Origin of the sequence: Paracoccus sp. (in: a-proteobacteria) (assembly GCF_030538755.1) — a bacterium.
Classification (GTDB): Bacteria; Pseudomonadota; Alphaproteobacteria; order Rhodobacterales; family Rhodobacteraceae; genus Paracoccus.
Window position 1 is genome coordinate 55422 of sequence record NZ_JAUNTJ010000006.1, and the last position, 15001, is coordinate 70422.

Below are 15001 nucleotides of genomic sequence, written 5' to 3' on the forward strand. Positions count from 1 at the left end.
CATTGGTGCCTGCCCGCGTCAGATCACCATATGCCGAACCTTGGCCGAGACCCATTCGCTGATGACGACGGTGCCAAGGATCACCAGAATAATCAGCGACACCTGCGGCCATGCCAGCACGTTCAGGCTGGATTGCAACTGCATCCCGATGCCGCCCGCGCCCACCAGCCCCAGAATCGCGCTTTCGCGGATGTTGATGTCCCAGCGGAACACGCTGATGCCGTAGAATGTCGGCAGCACCTGCGGCACGATGCCATAGCTCAGCACCTGCGCCTGCGATGCGCCGGTGGCGGTGATCGCCTCGATCTGCCTGATGTCGGTTTCCTCGATCGCTTCATACAGCAGCTTGCCGATGAACCCGACCGAGCGGAATCCGATGGCGATGATCCCGGCCAGAATCCCCGGCCCAAGGATCGACACCAGCAGCAAGGCCCAGATCAGCGAATTGATCGAGCGTGACGCCACGATGCAGAACAGCGCAAAGGGGCGCAGGATCAGCGCCGAAGGCGTGGTGTTGCGCGCCGCCAGAAAGGCCAGCGGCACGGCGATGACGATGCCCAGCAGCGTGCCCAGCGTGGCGATGTTGATCGTGTCCCACAAAGGCGCCCACAGCCGCTCCATATAGGACCAGCGCGGCGGCACGGCGCGGCCCAGCAGGTCGCCCGCCGCCTGCGGTGCGTCCCGGACAAAGCCCCAGTTGGTGCGCGCCGTCATCAGGTTCCAGCACCAGACGAACAGCGCGACGGTGGCGAACCAGCCCGCCCAGATCAGCAGGCGCGTGCGGGGGGTGCGGTATTGCCAGACCTGATCCATCATTGCACCCATTTGCGCAGATGCCCGGATGCGTATTCCGACAGCATCACGATGGCGATGATAATCAACAGGATCGCCCCGGCGCTGCTGTATTCATAGCGCGACAGCGAGGTGTTCAGCGTCGCCCCGATGCCGCCTGCGCCGACGATGCCGATAACGGCGGATTCGCGGAAGTTGATGTCCAGCCGATACAGCGACAGCCCGATCAGGCGCGGCATGACCTGCGGCTGGATGCCGTAATTGATAAGCTGCATCCAGCTTGCGCCGGTGGCGCGGATCGCCTCGGCCTGCTTTTCGTCGATGTCCTCGATGTCTTCGGCCAGCAGCTTGCCGATGAAACCGATGGTGGAAAAGGCCAGCGTCAGGAACCCGGCGAAGGCGCCGAATCCGAACAGCGCCACGAAAAAGATGGCGACGATGATTTCCTGCAAGGCGCGGCTGATGGCGATGATGCTGCGGCAGATCAGATACAGCCAGCGCGGGGCCAGATTGCGCGCCGCGCCGATGCCGATGGGGATGGAAATCAGCACGCCGACCACGGTGGATGTCAGCGTCATCGTCAGGCTTTCGACCAGCCCGGCTGAAATATCGCGCCAGCGGGTGGTGAAGTCGGGCGTCAGAAAGCCGGTGACGAACCGCTGCCCGCGTTCCATCCCGGCGGCGACGCGGGTCCAGTTCACCTCGATACTGCCGATGGCCAGCGCCAGATAGACCAGCGCGCCCAGGGTCAGCGTGATGCGCCAGAACCGCGAGCGGATCAGTTGCGGCGGCCGCCGCCATGTGCCGGGGTAGGTCACAGCGCCTCCAGCATCTTTTCGCGGGCCTCGCGCTCATCGGCCTCGGCGGCGTCGTCGTCGGCGGATTGGCGCATGGCGGCCCAGTCTTCTTCGCCATAGATCGCGGTCAGGGCGTTTTCGGTCAGATCGGCAGGCGCGCCGTCGAACACGATCTGCCCGGCGCGCAGCCCGATGATGCGGTCGGTGAATTGCTGCGCCAGCACCACGTCGTGAATGTTGATGATCGCGGGCAACCCGCGTTCGCGGCAGATTTCCACGATCAGCCGCATGATCTGGCGGCTGGTTTTCGGATCGAGGCTGGCGGTCGGTTCGTCCACCAGCAGCAGTTCGGGGTTCTGTTCCAGCGCCCGCGCAATGCCGACGCGCTGCCGCTGGCCGCCCGACAGCGCATCGGCGCGCTTATCGACATGCGCCGACAGGCCCACCCGGTCCAGCAGCTTGAAGGCGTTCTGCACATCGGCGGGCGGAAAGCGGCGCATCAGGCTGCGCCAGAAGCCGACATAGCCCAACCGCCCCGACAGCACGTTTTCCATCACCGTCAGCCGTTCGACCAGCGCATATTCCTGAAAGATCATGCCGATGCGGCGGCGGGCGCGGCGCAGATCACCGGCGCGCAGGCGGGTGATGTCGGTGTCGTTCAGCCGCACCGTGCCGCTGGTCGGTTCCACCAGCCGGTTGATGCAGCGGATCAGCGTCGATTTGCCCGCCCCCGATGGCCCGATCAGGCCCACGACCTGCCCGGCGGGGATGGTGAAAGACGCATCCGACAGCGCCTTGTCGCCGGTGCGATAGGTCTTGGTCAGGTTTTCGACGGTCAGCATCGGCGGCCCCTTTTACGCAAAAGGCGGGCAAGGTTGCCCCGCCCGCCCGGATGTGATGCGGCGTTCAGTTGCAGGTATAGGTCACGCCCATCGCCTCGTCGATCTGGCGGATCACGGCCCAATGTTCCTGAAAGCTGATCGGGATGAACTGGGTTTCGCCCTGCGGGGCGAATTCGGTTTCCAGCCCGGTGCCGGTCCAGTCAAAGCTGAAGAACGCCTGCTGGATCTTGTCCTGCAATTCGGGCGTCAGGTTGTGGACCACGCCGTAACCCGTGGTCGGGAAGGTGTCGGATTTATAGACCGTGACCAGATCATCGCTGTTCACCACGCCGCGCGCGGTCATGCGGGTCAGCACCGAATTGGCGATGGCGGCGGCGTCGTAATCCTTGTTCGCGACCCCCAGGATAGAGTTGTCATGCCCGCCCGAAAACGCCGGAGTATAGTCGCGTTCCACCTGCAAATCGAATTCCGATTCCAGCAGCGCCTGCGGTGCCTTGAAGCCCGAATTCGACGTTTCCGAGGTGAAGGCCAGCTGGCGCCCCTTCAGATCGGACAATTCGCTGATGCCGCTGTCGGGATAGGTGATGATTTCCATCTCGTATCCATACGACCCGTCGGCATTGGCCATCATCGCAAAGGGGCGAAAGCCCGAACAGGCCACCGCGATCGCGTTGCCGCCGGTGTTCACGCCCGCGATGTGCAGACGGCCCGCGCGCATGGCTTCGTATTGCGCGGCGTTGTTTTGCACCGGAAAGAACTCGACCGGCTTGCCGGTGACCTCGCTCAGGTGGTCCAGAAACTCTTTCCACACATCGACGTAAACCGCCGGGTCTTCGACCGGGGTATAGGCAAAGATCAGCGTGGCCGGGTCAACCTGCTGCGCCGGATCCGAGGGGATGTCGGCGACCATATCGCCATCGGCGTCGGTAAAGCGGGCGTCCAGCGCGAATTCGGCGCTGGCGGGGATGGCGATCAGACTGGCCAATGCGGTTGCTGCGGCAAGGCGAAAGAGGGTCATCGGATGCTCCGGTTCGACAGGGTTCCGGTGGGGTGTAGGGGTGGCGGATGACTCTTTTACGACCGGAATGTGACGGTTTTGTGACAATCTGCCACCGCCGCTGCCGGTGGTCAAGGCAGAGGTGCCGCGCCGACAGGGCGGGGCAGGGGCGGTCGCCCTTTGCCCCGCCGTATTCAGGCGGTCTGCGCCGCGGCTGCCGCCACGGGCCGTTTGACCGCCATCAGCGCCACGGCCGAGACCAGCGTGCCCACCAGCATCGCAATGATAAAGCCGGTCAGGTTCGTGACCGCATTCGGGATCGGCAGGACGAACACCCCGCCATGCGGCACCCGCAGCGCCACGCCCATCATCATGCAGATCGCCCCGGCCACCGCCGACCCCGCGATCAGCGAGGGGATCACCCGCAGCGGGTCGCGCGCGGCAAAGGGGATTGCGCCCTCGGTCACGAAGGCAAGGCCCAGCACGGCGGCGGCGTTGCCCGCCTCGCGTTCCTCGGGGGTAAAGATCGAGGGGCGCAGTTTCGACGCCAGCGCCAGCGCCAGCGGCGGGGTCATGCCTGCGCACATCACGGCGGCCATGGGCTGATAGATTTCCGAGGCGATCAGCGTGGTGCCAAAGACATAGGCCGCCTTGTTGATCGGCCCGCCCATATCGACGGCCATCATGCCGCCAAGGATCAGCCCCAGGATCAGCGCCGACGATCCTTGCATCCCCTTCAGCCATTCCGTCAGCGCGGCCAGTGCCTGCGCCGTCGGGCCGCCTACGACGTAATACATCAGCAGCCCGGTGATCGCCGTGGCCAGCAGCGGCAGGATCAGCACCGGCATCAGCCCTTGCAGCGTCTTGGGCAGGCGGATCACCCGGATCAGCGCCAGCACCGTGTAACCGGCGATGAACCCGGCCACGATCCCGCCCAGAAAGCCCGCGCCGATGGTGCCCGCGATCACGCCTCCGGTCATGCCCGGCGCGATACCGGGCCGGTCGGCAATCGAATAGGCGATATAGCCCGCCAGCGCCGGAACCATCAGCGTAAAGGCTCCGTTCGCGCCGATCTGGAACAGCGTCCAGCCCAGCGTGCCCTGATACTGGTCTTCGTAGACATAGATGCCGCCAAGGGCAAAGGCGATGGCGATCAGCAGACCGCCCGCCACCACAAAGGGCAGCATGAAGGACACGCCGGTCATCAGGTGCTTGTAAGCGCCGGTCTTATGCGCGGGCTGCGCGGATTCGGCGGTTTGCGCGGTGGCGGTGCCCTGCGTCTGGGCCTCGGCCTGCGCGCGGCGGATCAGGCCCGCGCCATCGTTGATCGCGGGCTTGGTCGGGCCGGTGAACACCCGCTTGCCGGCAAAGCGCGACAGTTCCACCTGCCGGTCGGCGGCGATGATGACCAGATCGGCGGCGGCGATTTCATCCGCCGTCAGCGCGTCCTGCGAGCCGACCGACCCCTGCGTTTCCACCCGGATCGAGTGGCCAAGCTGTTTCGCGCCCTCGGTCAGCCCTTCGGCGGCCATGAAGGTATGCGCGATGCCGGTGGGGCAGGATGTGATGGCGACGATCTTCAGCGGGCCATCGGTGGCGGGGGGCGCGGTCGGGGCAGGCGCTGCCGTTGCCGCGCCGCCGCCCGCCGCCGCGACCAGTTGCGCCAGAACCGCGCCTGCGTCTTGCAGCAGGTCTTCCTTGGTGGCGCGCAGCACCGGCAGACCGGCAAAGCGGCCATCGTCCACCGCGTCATCGACCAGCAGCACCGCCCGCGCCCCGGCAATGGCCGCAGCGTCCAGCGGGTCAACCACCCCGTCGGCGGTGTCCAGTTCGATGGCGATGCCGTGGTTCTGCGCGGCGGCAACCTTGCGCAGCGCCTCGCGCGATAGCACGGCATGGGTGCCCCGGTGGCGTGTTCCGATGACGGCTATGAAATCGGTCATCCTGTTCTCCTTTAATGTCCGGGCGTCAGGCGCCGGTGATCCAATCGGCCAGTGGTATCAGGGCGACCTGCGCCGCCAGGTCACGCACCGCATCGCGCGAAGGCAGATGCGGGCCGGGGTTTTGCAGTTTCGCGCCGGAAAAACCCGTGGCCTGCCGCGCCAGATCGGGCAGGGGCAGCTTTTCGGCCAGCGCCGCCGTCAGGCCCGCGACCATGGCATCGCCTGCGCCGACCGCGCTGCCGGTGGACAGCGCCACGGGCCGCGCCTGCACGGCGTCATCGGCGGTCAGGAACAGCGCGCCTTCGGTGCCCAGCGACACCACCACCAGCCCGATCCCGCGCGCCAGCAGATCGCGCGCCGCGCCGACCAGATCGGCGCGGTCTGACAGATCGGCGCCGGTCAGTTCCTCTAACTCGTGGCGGTTGGGCTTGATGGCAAAGGGCAGGGTGTCGGATGCCAGCGCCGCGCGCAGCGGAGCGCCCGACACATCCATGACCACCCGTGCGCCCCTGGCCGTCAGCGCCGCGATCAGTGCGGCGGTGGCTTCGGGCGGCAGGGCGGCGGGCTGGCTGCCCGACACGACGGCCAGTTCCCCGGCCTGCGCCACGTCCAGACCGGCGCGCACCCGGTCCAGCGCCGCAGCATCGGCGTCAAAGCCGGGCAGGTTCACATCGGTGGTGCGCCCGTCCTGTTCCAGTATCTTGATATTGGTGCGCGTCGCGCCGGGCACACGGATCATGCGGTCGGTGATGCCCTTTTGCGCGAACAGCGCCTGAAACACGGCGGCGTTATCCTGCCCCAGCAGGCCATGCGCGGTGGCCGCCATCCCCCAGTCGGCCAGCACCGAGGCGACGTTCACCGCCTTGCCGCCGGGGTCCTGCCGGACCGAGCGGGCGCGGACGACCGCCCCCGGTTCCAGCCGGTCCAGCGTCACCGTCTGGTCGATGGCGGGGTTCAGCCCGATGCAGTGGATCATGCCAGTTCCCCCGCCAAGGCGCGCACGGCGGCTGCGTCGGGCGCGGCCAGCGCGCGTTCGGCCAGCGCGCGCAGCGTGGCCAGATCGGCGTTACGCAGCCGGTCCTTGACCGCCGGGATGTCGCGGGGCGTCATCGACAGCTCGTCCACGCCAAGCCCGACCAGCAGCGCTGCGCCGAATGCATCGCCCGCGATGCCGCCGCAGACGCCGACCCAACGGCCATGCTTGTGCGCGCCCTCGACCGTCTGGGCGATCAGTTTCAGCACGGCGGGGTGCAGGCTGTCGGCCTCGGGGGCCAGCACCGGGTTCTGGCGGTCGATGGCCAGCGTGTATTGCGTCAGGTCGTTGGTGCCGATGCTGAAAAAATCCGCCTCTCGGGCCAGTTCTTCGGCCAGAAGTGCGGCGGAGGGCACCTCGATCATGATCCCCAGGGGGATTTCCGGCGCGTCCAGATCGGCGCGGATCTGGTCGCAAGTCGCCCGCAGCGCACGCAATTCCGGGGCCGAGGTAATCATCGGAAACATCACATGGATGTCGGCCCCGTCCTTGGCCGCGCGATACAGCGCCCGCAATTGCGGCACCAGCAGTTCGGGCCGGCGCAGCAGCAGCCGCGCCCCGCGCACGCCAAGGAAGGGGTTTTCCTCGCGCGGGAGGTCGAGATAGCTGACCTGTTTGTCGCCGCCGATGTCCAGCGCGCGGATCACCAGTTGCCGCCCGCCCATGGCCTGCGACATGGCGGTATAGGCGTGATACTGGTCATCCTCGGTCGGGCTGGCGCTGCGTTCCAGATACAGAAACTCGGTCCGCATCAGGCCGACGCCCTCGGCCCCTTGCTCCAGCGCAAAACCGGCCTGTTCGGCAAGGTTGATATTGGCGCCGATGGCGACCTGATGGCCGTCGCGCGTCGTGGCGGGCAGGGCGCGGGCCTGTGCGGCATGGGCGCGCTTTTCATCCTCGGTCGCGATAAAGGCGCGGGCGGATGCCAGATCGGCATCGGATGGCGACAGGAACAGCCGCCCGCCCGAGCCGTCGATGATCGCCTGCGCCCCGTCCTTCAGCCGCGACAGCGCCGCGCCCGCGCCGACCACCGCAGGCAGGCCCAGCGTGCGCGCCAGAATCGCCGTGTGCGAGGTCGGCCCGCCCTGCGCCGTCACCAGCCCGCTGATGCGGTCGGGGTCCAGCCCCGCCGTGTCGGTCGGGGTCAGGTCATCGGCGATCAGGATGGTGCCGGGCGCGACCTCGGCCGGGGTGGCGCGGGCCAGATCGGGGTCGATCAGCGCCAGCACCCGCTGGCCCACATCGCGCAGGTCCACCGCCCGGCCCGCCAGCACGGCATTGCCCACGGCGGTCAGTTGCGCCGCGGTTTCCTGCACGGCGGCGTGCCACGACCATGCCAGGCCATGCCCCGCCACCAGTTTCTGCGAGGCCAGCGTGACCAGCCCCGGATCGTTCAGCAATTCGGCCTGAGCGCGAAAGATCCCCGCATCCGATTCGCCCAGACGCCGCGCGGTGTCATCGGCCAGCGACCGCAACTGTTCGCGCGCACGGGCCAGCGCATCATGCAGCCGGTCGGCGGCGCTGGTCAGGTCGGTGGGGGTGTCGGGGATGTCGATCTCGCCCGATTCCATCCGGTGCAGCGTGCCGATGGCCAGACCGGGCGAGGCGGACACGCCGTCCACCACGTCGCCGCCGTCAACCGGCACCCAGCCGCCGCTGGCCGCCGTGGCGGCGCGCTTTTCCTCGGCCCGCGCGGCATCGGCCTTTTCGCGGGCGGACAGGCCGGTGATGACCACCCGCAGCGTGGACAGCGCGTCGGCGGCATCTGGCCCTTCGGCGGAAATGGTGACGGCATCGCCGGGTTTCAGGCCCAGTTGCAGCAGGTCGATCATGTTGCGGGCATCCGCCGCCTCGGCCCCGTGGCGCACCCGGATGCGGGCGGCAAAGCGGCGGGCGGTTTCGGTCCATTCCGTCGCCGGGCGCGCGTGCAGCCCGGTGGGATAATCCACCGTCCAATCAAAGGACTGGCCGAAATCGGTGGCGGGCGCACCGGCTGGGGCAGCGGCTTCGGCACCCGACAGCGCGGCGATGATCTGGCCCGCGTCATCGGTGGTTGCCAGCATGGCCACGCGCGCTTCGTCCTGCATCAGCCGGGTCAGGCGGCGCAGGATGCCGATATGCGCATCCGACCGCGCGGCGATGGCCACCACCAGTTGCGCCCGGTGGTCGTCGTTCCACGCCACGCCGTCGCGCACCTGCAACACGGCGATGCCGTCGCGCAGGATCATGTCGCGGTCCTCGACCATACCGTGCGGGATGGCGATGCCCTTGCCCAGATAGGTGTTCGAGGTCGACTCGCGCCGCATCATGCTGTCGCCGAAGCCGGGTTTCAGACAGCCCGCCGCCGTCAGCAGCGCGGCGGCCTGCCGGATCGCATCGGCCTTGTCGGTGACAGTGGCATCAAGCTGAACCAGCTCGCGCGGCAGAATCTCGTGTTCGTTCAGGCCCGGCACCGGCTTCCCCCATCCTGTGGTTACGGTCCTTGACATAAACGATTTCCGGGGCCGTTTCCACGCATGTCGGATGTGGCCTGTGGACGCGCGCGCGTGCGACGATACTATGGCCGCAAAAGGGGGGGCGATGGCCGGGCTGACGCTGAGACAGATCGAGGTGATCCGCGCCGTGATGATGACGGGCACCATCGCGGGGGCGGCGCGGATGCTGGGCGTATCGGCGCCGGGCATCAGCCGCCTTGTGCGCCACACCGAAGATTCGCTGGGCCTGCGCCTGTTCGAACGGCGTGGCGGCCTGTTCGTGCCCGCGATCGAGGCGAACGCCATCTTTGACCAGCTTGGCCGCGTCTTTGGCGGGATCGAGAACCTGAACCGCGCCGTCGATCAGTTGCAGCGCGGGGCGACGGTCGATCTGGCCTTTGCCTCGGCCCCGTCGATTGCGCAGTTCATCGCCGCCCGCGCGCTGCGGCATGTGCGCACGCGCTGGCCCGATCTGTTCGTGGACCTGAACATCCTGAAGATCGAGGAAACCATCGACTATCTGATGCTGGAACGGGGCGAGTTCGTGATGATGTCCTTTCCGGTTCAGAATGCCGCCGTGCAGAACGATCTGGCTGCACAGGGCCGTCTGGTCGCCATCGTCCCCGAAGGTCACGCGCTGGCCGGGCGCGGGCAGGTGTCGATCCACGATCTGGTGCAGTTTCCCATGGTCGGCGTCGATCCCGGCGATCCTTACGGCGCGATCCTTGCCGGGCCGCTGCGCGAAGCCGGTCTGCCGGTCGATTACGCCATGCGCGGGCGATTCGCGCAGACGGTGGTTTCGCTGGTCCGCCATGGTCTGGGGGTTGCCGTGATCGACGAATTTTCGGTGGCGGAACTGTATATGCCGGGCGTCGTGCGCCTGTCGCTGACCGAGGTGGCGCCGCTGTCGGTCTATGTTGTAACCAAGCGTGGGCGGTTGCTGTCGGGCTTTGCCGAATACACGATCCAGCAATTTCGCAAGGAATTACAACGTGCCACAGAATCCCGCCCGTGGGAAATCGCAGCCAGGGGTTAACATCATGTTAATGATGGCGCGATAATTGTATTTGCAGTTCCGTGGCGGATTGCCACATTCTTCAGTCACAGGGCGCAGGAGGACGCGCCCGAATGGGAGATTACGATGAAACACATGCTGTTTGGTGGCCTGATGGCCGCAGCCTTTGCCGTGCCTGCGTTTGCGCAGGATTTTCCGGCCAAGGAAATTCAGGGCATTATCCAGTGGGGCGCGGGCGGTTCGACCGATGTGGTCATGCGCACCGTCACCCCCCACGCCGAGCGGGCGTTGGGCGGCAAGGTGGTGATGCGCAACATGACCGGTGGCGTCGGCGCGATTGCCACCCGCTTTGCCTATACCCAGCCCGCCGATGGCTATACCCTGCTGATGGGTGCCGAAAATCCGTTGCTGTATAAGGTGATGGATATGGGCGACATCGACTATTCGGAATTTACGCCGGTCAACATTCTGGCCCGTGGCGTGCCGATTCTGGTGGCGCGCAGCGATGCGCCTTTCGACACCTTCCCGGAAATGATGGCCTATATTCAGGAAAACCCCGGCGCGGTGAAATTCGGCTCGACCGGGCCGGGCGGCGTGGCCTCGGTGGTGACGACGATGCTGTCGTCGCAGGCCGACGGGATGCAAGTGACCGAGGTGCCCTATGACGGCGACGGCCCGGCGCTGACCGCGCTGCAAGGCGGGGCCATCGACGTGATGCCGGCGGTTCTGGGCGCGGCCATCGAATCCATCAAGGGCGGCCGGATGAAGCCCATCGCCTTTATCAATGCCGAGCGTGTCGATTCGCTGCCCGATGTGCCCGCGATCACCGAAACCAACCCCGAATATGGGCAATACCTGCCCTGGGGTCCGTTCTTTGGCGTTTTCGTCAAGAACGGCACGCCCGATGACGTGGTGGCCAAGCTGGTCGCCGCCTATGCCGAAGGTGCGCAAAGTGAAGATTTCGTCAACCTGATGGCCGAGCGCGGCTTTATTCCGGAAAGCCTGTCGGGCGATGCCGCCGCTCAGTTTCTGAGCAACTGGCAGTCCGTCACCTCGTGGCTGATCCATGATGCCGGTCTGGCCAAGAAATCGCCCGAAGATTTCGGGATCGCACGGCCCTGATGCCGCGCCTGCGCCCCGGCCCGACACGGCCGGGGCGGCTTTATGGGGGGAACCGTCTTGCAACATGATAAACGCAAACGCAGCGCGGGCGAGACGCCGTTCAACGCGCTGCTGTTTCTGGCCAGCCTGTTTCTGCTGTGGTCGGCCTATGACATCGCCGGGTTTTCGTCGCTGTCCTCGCCCGGCGCGCTGCCGATGGCGGTTGCCTTTGCGATGGTGGTCAGTTCCGGGCTGATCCTGCTGGGCAATCTGCGCACGCCCGACCGTGACGACAGCCGGTTCTGGGCCGACATCCTGCCGCCCGTCGTCATCGTGATGGCGCTGATGATCGCAGGCTATGGCGTGCTGCTGGTGCCGCTGGGCTTTCTGCCGACCTCGCTGATCTTCATGGTGCTGTCGGTGATGTTCCTGCGCCGGGGCGGGCTGATCTATGCCATCGGCGTGTCGCTGTTGTCGCTGGCGCTGGTCTATATCGTGTTCCGGCTGATCTTTACCGTTCTGCTGCCCGCCGGCATCGTGCCCGAGGGTGAAATTCTGGCCGCAATTTCAGGGTGGTTCTGATGGAGGCGCTGAATTATTTCCTGATCCCGTGGCTTGATCCGAAACTGCTGTTCCTGATCGCCGCCGGGACATTCGCCGGGGTCTATGTCGGGGCGATTCCGGGGCTGTCGGTGACGATGGCGGTGTCGATCCTGATCGGCTTTACCTTTACCTGGGATGTGTATCCGGCGCTGTGCCTGATGGTGGGCGTGTTCATGGGCGGGGTTTACGGCGGTTCGCGCACGGCGATCCTGCTGAACATCCCCGGCGCGCCATCCGCCATTGCCACCGCGCTGGATGGCCATCCGCTGGCGCTGAAAGGGCAGGCGGGCGAGGCGATCGGGCTGGCCACGGTGATGTCGTTCATCGGCGGCTTTATCGGGATTGGCGTGCTGGCGGTCGCCGCCCCCACGCTGAGCGATTTCGCGCTGTCGTTTCAGCCGCGCGACTTTATGCTGATCGCCATTCTGGGCGTGCTTCTGGTCGGGTCGCTGTCGGGGGAAAGCCTGATAAAGGGCATCTTCGCCGGTGCGCTGGGGCTGCTGATCGGCACCGTGGGCATGGACCCGCTGACCGCGCAGGAACGCTTTACCTTTGGCTATACCAACCTGTGGGGCGGGATCAGCTTTATCGCGGTGATGATCGGCATGTTCGGCGTATCCGAGGCGCTGATGCAGCTGCATCACGTCGATAAGGTCGCCGTGCGGCAAAAGATCAGCCGCATCGTGCCGCAATGGGCTTCGGTGCGCAAATACCTGCCGCTGTCGGCGCAGACCTCGACCATTGGTGTCGTGGTGGGGGCGCTGCCGGGCACGGGGGGCGATATTGCCGCGCTGATGGCCTATGACCACGCCAAGCGGATCACCAGGAACCCCGAGGTGCCCTTTGGTCAGGGTGCGAGAGAGGGTCTGGTCGCGCCCGAAACCGCCAATAACGCCGCCGTGGGCGGGGCGTTCATCCCGATGCTGACGCTGGGAATTCCGGGCGATGCCGTCACCGCGATCATGATCGGGGCGCTGTTCATCCACGGGCTGAACCCCGGTCCGATGCTGATGATCGAACAGCCCTCGATGTTCTGGTTCATCGTCGGATCGCTGGTGCTGGCCAATTTCTTCATGCTGCTGTTCGGCCTGACCGGCATCAGGATTTTCACCAAAGTCGTGGAAATGCCGCGCACGGTGCTGATCCCGCTGATCCTGATCCTGTCCATCGTCGGGTCTTATGCCGTCAACAGCGCGATCACCGATGTGTATTGGACGCTGGCCTTTGGGGTGCTGGGCTATTTCATGCGGCAATACGGATACCAGCTGGGGCCGGTGATCCTTGGGGTGATCCTGTCGCGGCTGCTGGATGAGAACTGGCGCCGGGCGATCATTTCCGAACAGGGCAGTCTGGCCAGCCTGTTCAAGGGCATCGTCACCAGCCCGCTGTCGCTGGCGCTGTTTGCCGCCGTCGTGCTGATCTTTGTCAGCCAGACGCCGGTGTGGAAACGCTGGCGCAACCGGGCCGGGTTGGCACCGCTGACCGACGAAAACGACCTGAACCGGGGGTAAGCCATGAAAACCGCCATCGCCACCGTATCCATCGCGGGCACCCTGCGCGAAAAATTCGCTGCCATCGCGGCGGCGGGTTTTGACGGGGTGGAAATCTTTGAACAGGATTTCCTGCGCGATGCCGCCGCCCCGGCCGAGGTGGGGGCGATGGCCCGCGATCACGGGCTGGAGATCATGCTGTTCCAGCCCTTCCGCGATTTCGAGGGGCTGCCCGGCGATCTGCGCGCCCGCGCCTTTGACCGCGCCCGGCACAAGTTCGACCTGATGGCCGAACTGGGCGCGCCCTTGATGCTGATCTGTTCCTCGGTCCATCCGGCGGCTCTGGGCGGCATCGACCGTGCCGCCGACGATCTGGCCGAACTGGCCGGGATCGCGGCGGATCGCGGGTTGCGCATCGGATACGAGGCACTGGCCTGGGGCCGTCATATCAACGATCACCGCGACGCATGGGAAATCGTGCGCCGCGCCGATCACCCGGCGCTTGGGCTGATCCTCGACAGCTTTCACACGCTGTCGCGCAAGATCAACCCCGCCAGCATCCGCGCCATTCCCGGCGACAAGATCTTTTTCGTCCAGCTTGCCGATGCGCCGCTGATCGACATGGACCTGCTGTATTGGTCGCGCCATTTCCGCAACATGCCGGGCGAGGGTGATCTGCCTGTCACCGACTTTATGCGCTCGGTCGCGGCCACCGGCTATGCCGGGCCGCTGTCGCTGGAAATCTTCAACGATCAGTTCCGCGGCGGCAGCCCCGAGGGCATCGCCCGCGACGGCCATCGCAGCCTGATCTGGCTGATGGATCAGGTCCGCCGCACCGAACCCGAGCTGGCCCCCGATGTTCCGGTTCTGCCGCCGAACGTATCCGTCAACGGCATCGCCTTTGTCGAATTTGCCGCCAGTGCCGCCGAACAGGACGGTCTGGCCGATGCGCTGCGGCAGATGGGCTTTCGCCCCGTGGGGCGGCATCGCACGAAACAGGTGACGCTGTGGCAGCAGGGCGAGATCCGCATTGTCATCAACACCGAACAGACCGGCTTTGCGCATAGTTTCTATCTGAGCCACGGCGCGGCGGTCTGCGATGTTGGCCTGCATGTCGGCGATGCCCGCGCCACGGTGCAGCGCGCGCAGGCACTGGGGGCGCGGGTGTTCGAGCAGTCGGTCGGGCCGGGCGAGGCGGAAATTCCCGCCATCCGGGGCGTTGGCGGCTCGGTTTTGCACTTTATCGACGACAGCAGCGCCGCGCAGATCTGGCAGGGCGAATTCGACCCGCTGCCGGGCGATGGCGCGGATTTCGGCCTGACCCGCGTGGACCATCTGGCCGAGACGATGAACTATGACGAGATGCTGTCATGGACGCTGTTTTACAGTTCCATCTTTGACATGCAGCGCCATCCGATGCTGGACGTGGCCGACCCTGACGGGCTGGTGCGCAGTCAGGCCATCGCCTCGCCCGACGGGCGGGCGCGGATCACGCTGAACGGCACCCAGTCGCACCGGACGCTGGCGGGCAGCTTTCTGACCGAAAGCATGGGGTCGGTGGTGCAGCATCTGGCGCTGGAATCGCGTGACATCTTCCAAACGGCGCAGCAGATGGCCGATGCGGGCTTTGCCGCGCTTGAGATACCCGAAAACTATTACGCCGATCTGCGCGCCCGGTTCGGCATGGATGACGAAACGCTGGCCCGCCTGCAATCGCTGAACATCCTGTATGACCGCGACGATCAGGGCGGCGAGTTCTTTCAGCTTTACGGGCGGCCGATTGTTGGCGGGCTGTTCTTTGAAATCGTTCAGCGGCGCGGCGGTTATGATGGTTATGGCGCCTATAACGCGCCCTTCCGCATCGCCGCGCTGAAACGGCTGATGCGCGGCAAGTCGATGCCGCGCGCATGAGGG

At 66.1% G+C, this 15001-nt stretch carries 12 protein-coding genes; 5 read left to right on the forward strand and 7 right to left on the reverse strand.

The features are described from left to right. Positions 1–18: 18 nt before the first annotated feature. The 7 genes from phnE (Q4G14_RS05470) to ptsP all read right to left on the reverse strand — a co-directional run bounded on the left by phnE (Q4G14_RS05470) (position 19) and on the right by ptsP (position 8857). Positions 19–825 carry a phosphonate ABC transporter, permease protein PhnE gene (gene phnE, locus Q4G14_RS05470; RefSeq protein WP_303360723.1) on the reverse strand — a complete coding sequence of 269 codons (807 nt, stop codon included), beginning with the start codon at positions 823–825 and terminating at the stop codon, positions 19–21. Next, complete coding sequence (phnE, locus tag Q4G14_RS05475; RefSeq protein WP_303360724.1) at positions 813–1610, reverse strand: phosphonate ABC transporter, permease protein PhnE; 798 nt, start codon at positions 1608–1610, stop codon at positions 813–815. Before phnE (Q4G14_RS05475) ends, phnE (Q4G14_RS05470) begins: the two co-directional genes overlap by 13 nt. Beyond that, positions 1607–2431: a phosphonate ABC transporter ATP-binding protein gene (gene phnC, locus Q4G14_RS05480; RefSeq protein ID WP_303360725.1), complete on the reverse strand. Its 825-nt coding sequence runs from the start codon at positions 2429–2431 to the stop codon at positions 1607–1609. The genes phnE (Q4G14_RS05475) and phnC overlap by 4 nt, the downstream gene beginning before the upstream one ends. A gap of 64 nt (positions 2432–2495) precedes the next feature. Further along, positions 2496–3449 (reverse strand): phosphate/phosphite/phosphonate ABC transporter substrate-binding protein, encoded by a 954-nt coding sequence (gene phnD / locus Q4G14_RS05485; RefSeq protein WP_303360726.1) that lies wholly within the window; start codon positions 3447–3449, stop codon positions 2496–2498. 173 nt (positions 3450–3622) lie between these two features. Continuing rightward, the gene (locus Q4G14_RS05490; protein ID WP_303360727.1) at positions 3623–5371 is read right to left on the reverse strand and encodes a PTS fructose transporter subunit IIC; all 1749 of its coding nucleotides are present in this window, start codon (positions 5369–5371) and stop codon (positions 3623–3625) included. A 25-nt stretch (positions 5372–5396) separates the two neighbouring features. Further along, positions 5397–6347, reverse strand: a complete 951-nt coding sequence (locus tag Q4G14_RS05495; RefSeq protein WP_303360728.1) for a 1-phosphofructokinase family hexose kinase — start codon at positions 6345–6347, stop codon at positions 5397–5399. Continuing rightward, positions 6344–8857 (reverse strand): phosphoenolpyruvate--protein phosphotransferase, encoded by a 2514-nt coding sequence (gene ptsP, locus Q4G14_RS05500; RefSeq protein WP_303360729.1) that lies wholly within the window; start codon positions 8855–8857, stop codon positions 6344–6346. The genes Q4G14_RS05495 and ptsP overlap by 4 nt, the downstream gene beginning before the upstream one ends. 127 nt (positions 8858–8984) lie before the next feature. On the opposite strand from ptsP, the gene Q4G14_RS05505 reads away from it, so the two are divergent. The 5 genes from Q4G14_RS05505 to Q4G14_RS05525 all read left to right on the forward strand — a co-directional run bounded on the left by Q4G14_RS05505 (position 8985) and on the right by Q4G14_RS05525 (position 14998). Then, complete coding sequence (locus tag Q4G14_RS05505) at positions 8985–9914, forward strand: LysR family transcriptional regulator (protein WP_303360730.1); 930 nt, start codon at positions 8985–8987, stop codon at positions 9912–9914. A 105-nt stretch (positions 9915–10019) separates the two neighbouring features. Continuing rightward, the gene (locus tag Q4G14_RS05510; protein ID WP_303360731.1) at positions 10020–11015 is read left to right on the forward strand and encodes a tripartite tricarboxylate transporter substrate binding protein; all 996 of its coding nucleotides are present in this window, start codon (positions 10020–10022) and stop codon (positions 11013–11015) included. A gap of 57 nt (positions 11016–11072) precedes the next feature. Next, entirely contained in the window at positions 11073–11576 is a 504-nt protein-coding gene (locus Q4G14_RS05515) for a tripartite tricarboxylate transporter TctB family protein (protein WP_303360732.1), read from the forward strand. Then, entirely contained in the window at positions 11576–13108 is a 1533-nt protein-coding gene (locus Q4G14_RS05520; RefSeq protein ID WP_303360733.1) for a tripartite tricarboxylate transporter permease, read from the forward strand. Before Q4G14_RS05515 ends, Q4G14_RS05520 begins: the two co-directional genes overlap by 1 nt. Before the next feature lie 3 nt (positions 13109–13111). Further along, a complete protein-coding gene (locus Q4G14_RS05525) occupies positions 13112–14998 on the forward strand; it encodes a bifunctional sugar phosphate isomerase/epimerase/4-hydroxyphenylpyruvate dioxygenase family protein (RefSeq protein ID WP_303360734.1) in 1887 nt (628 codons plus the stop codon). The last annotated feature ends 3 nt before the right edge of the window (positions 14999–15001 follow it).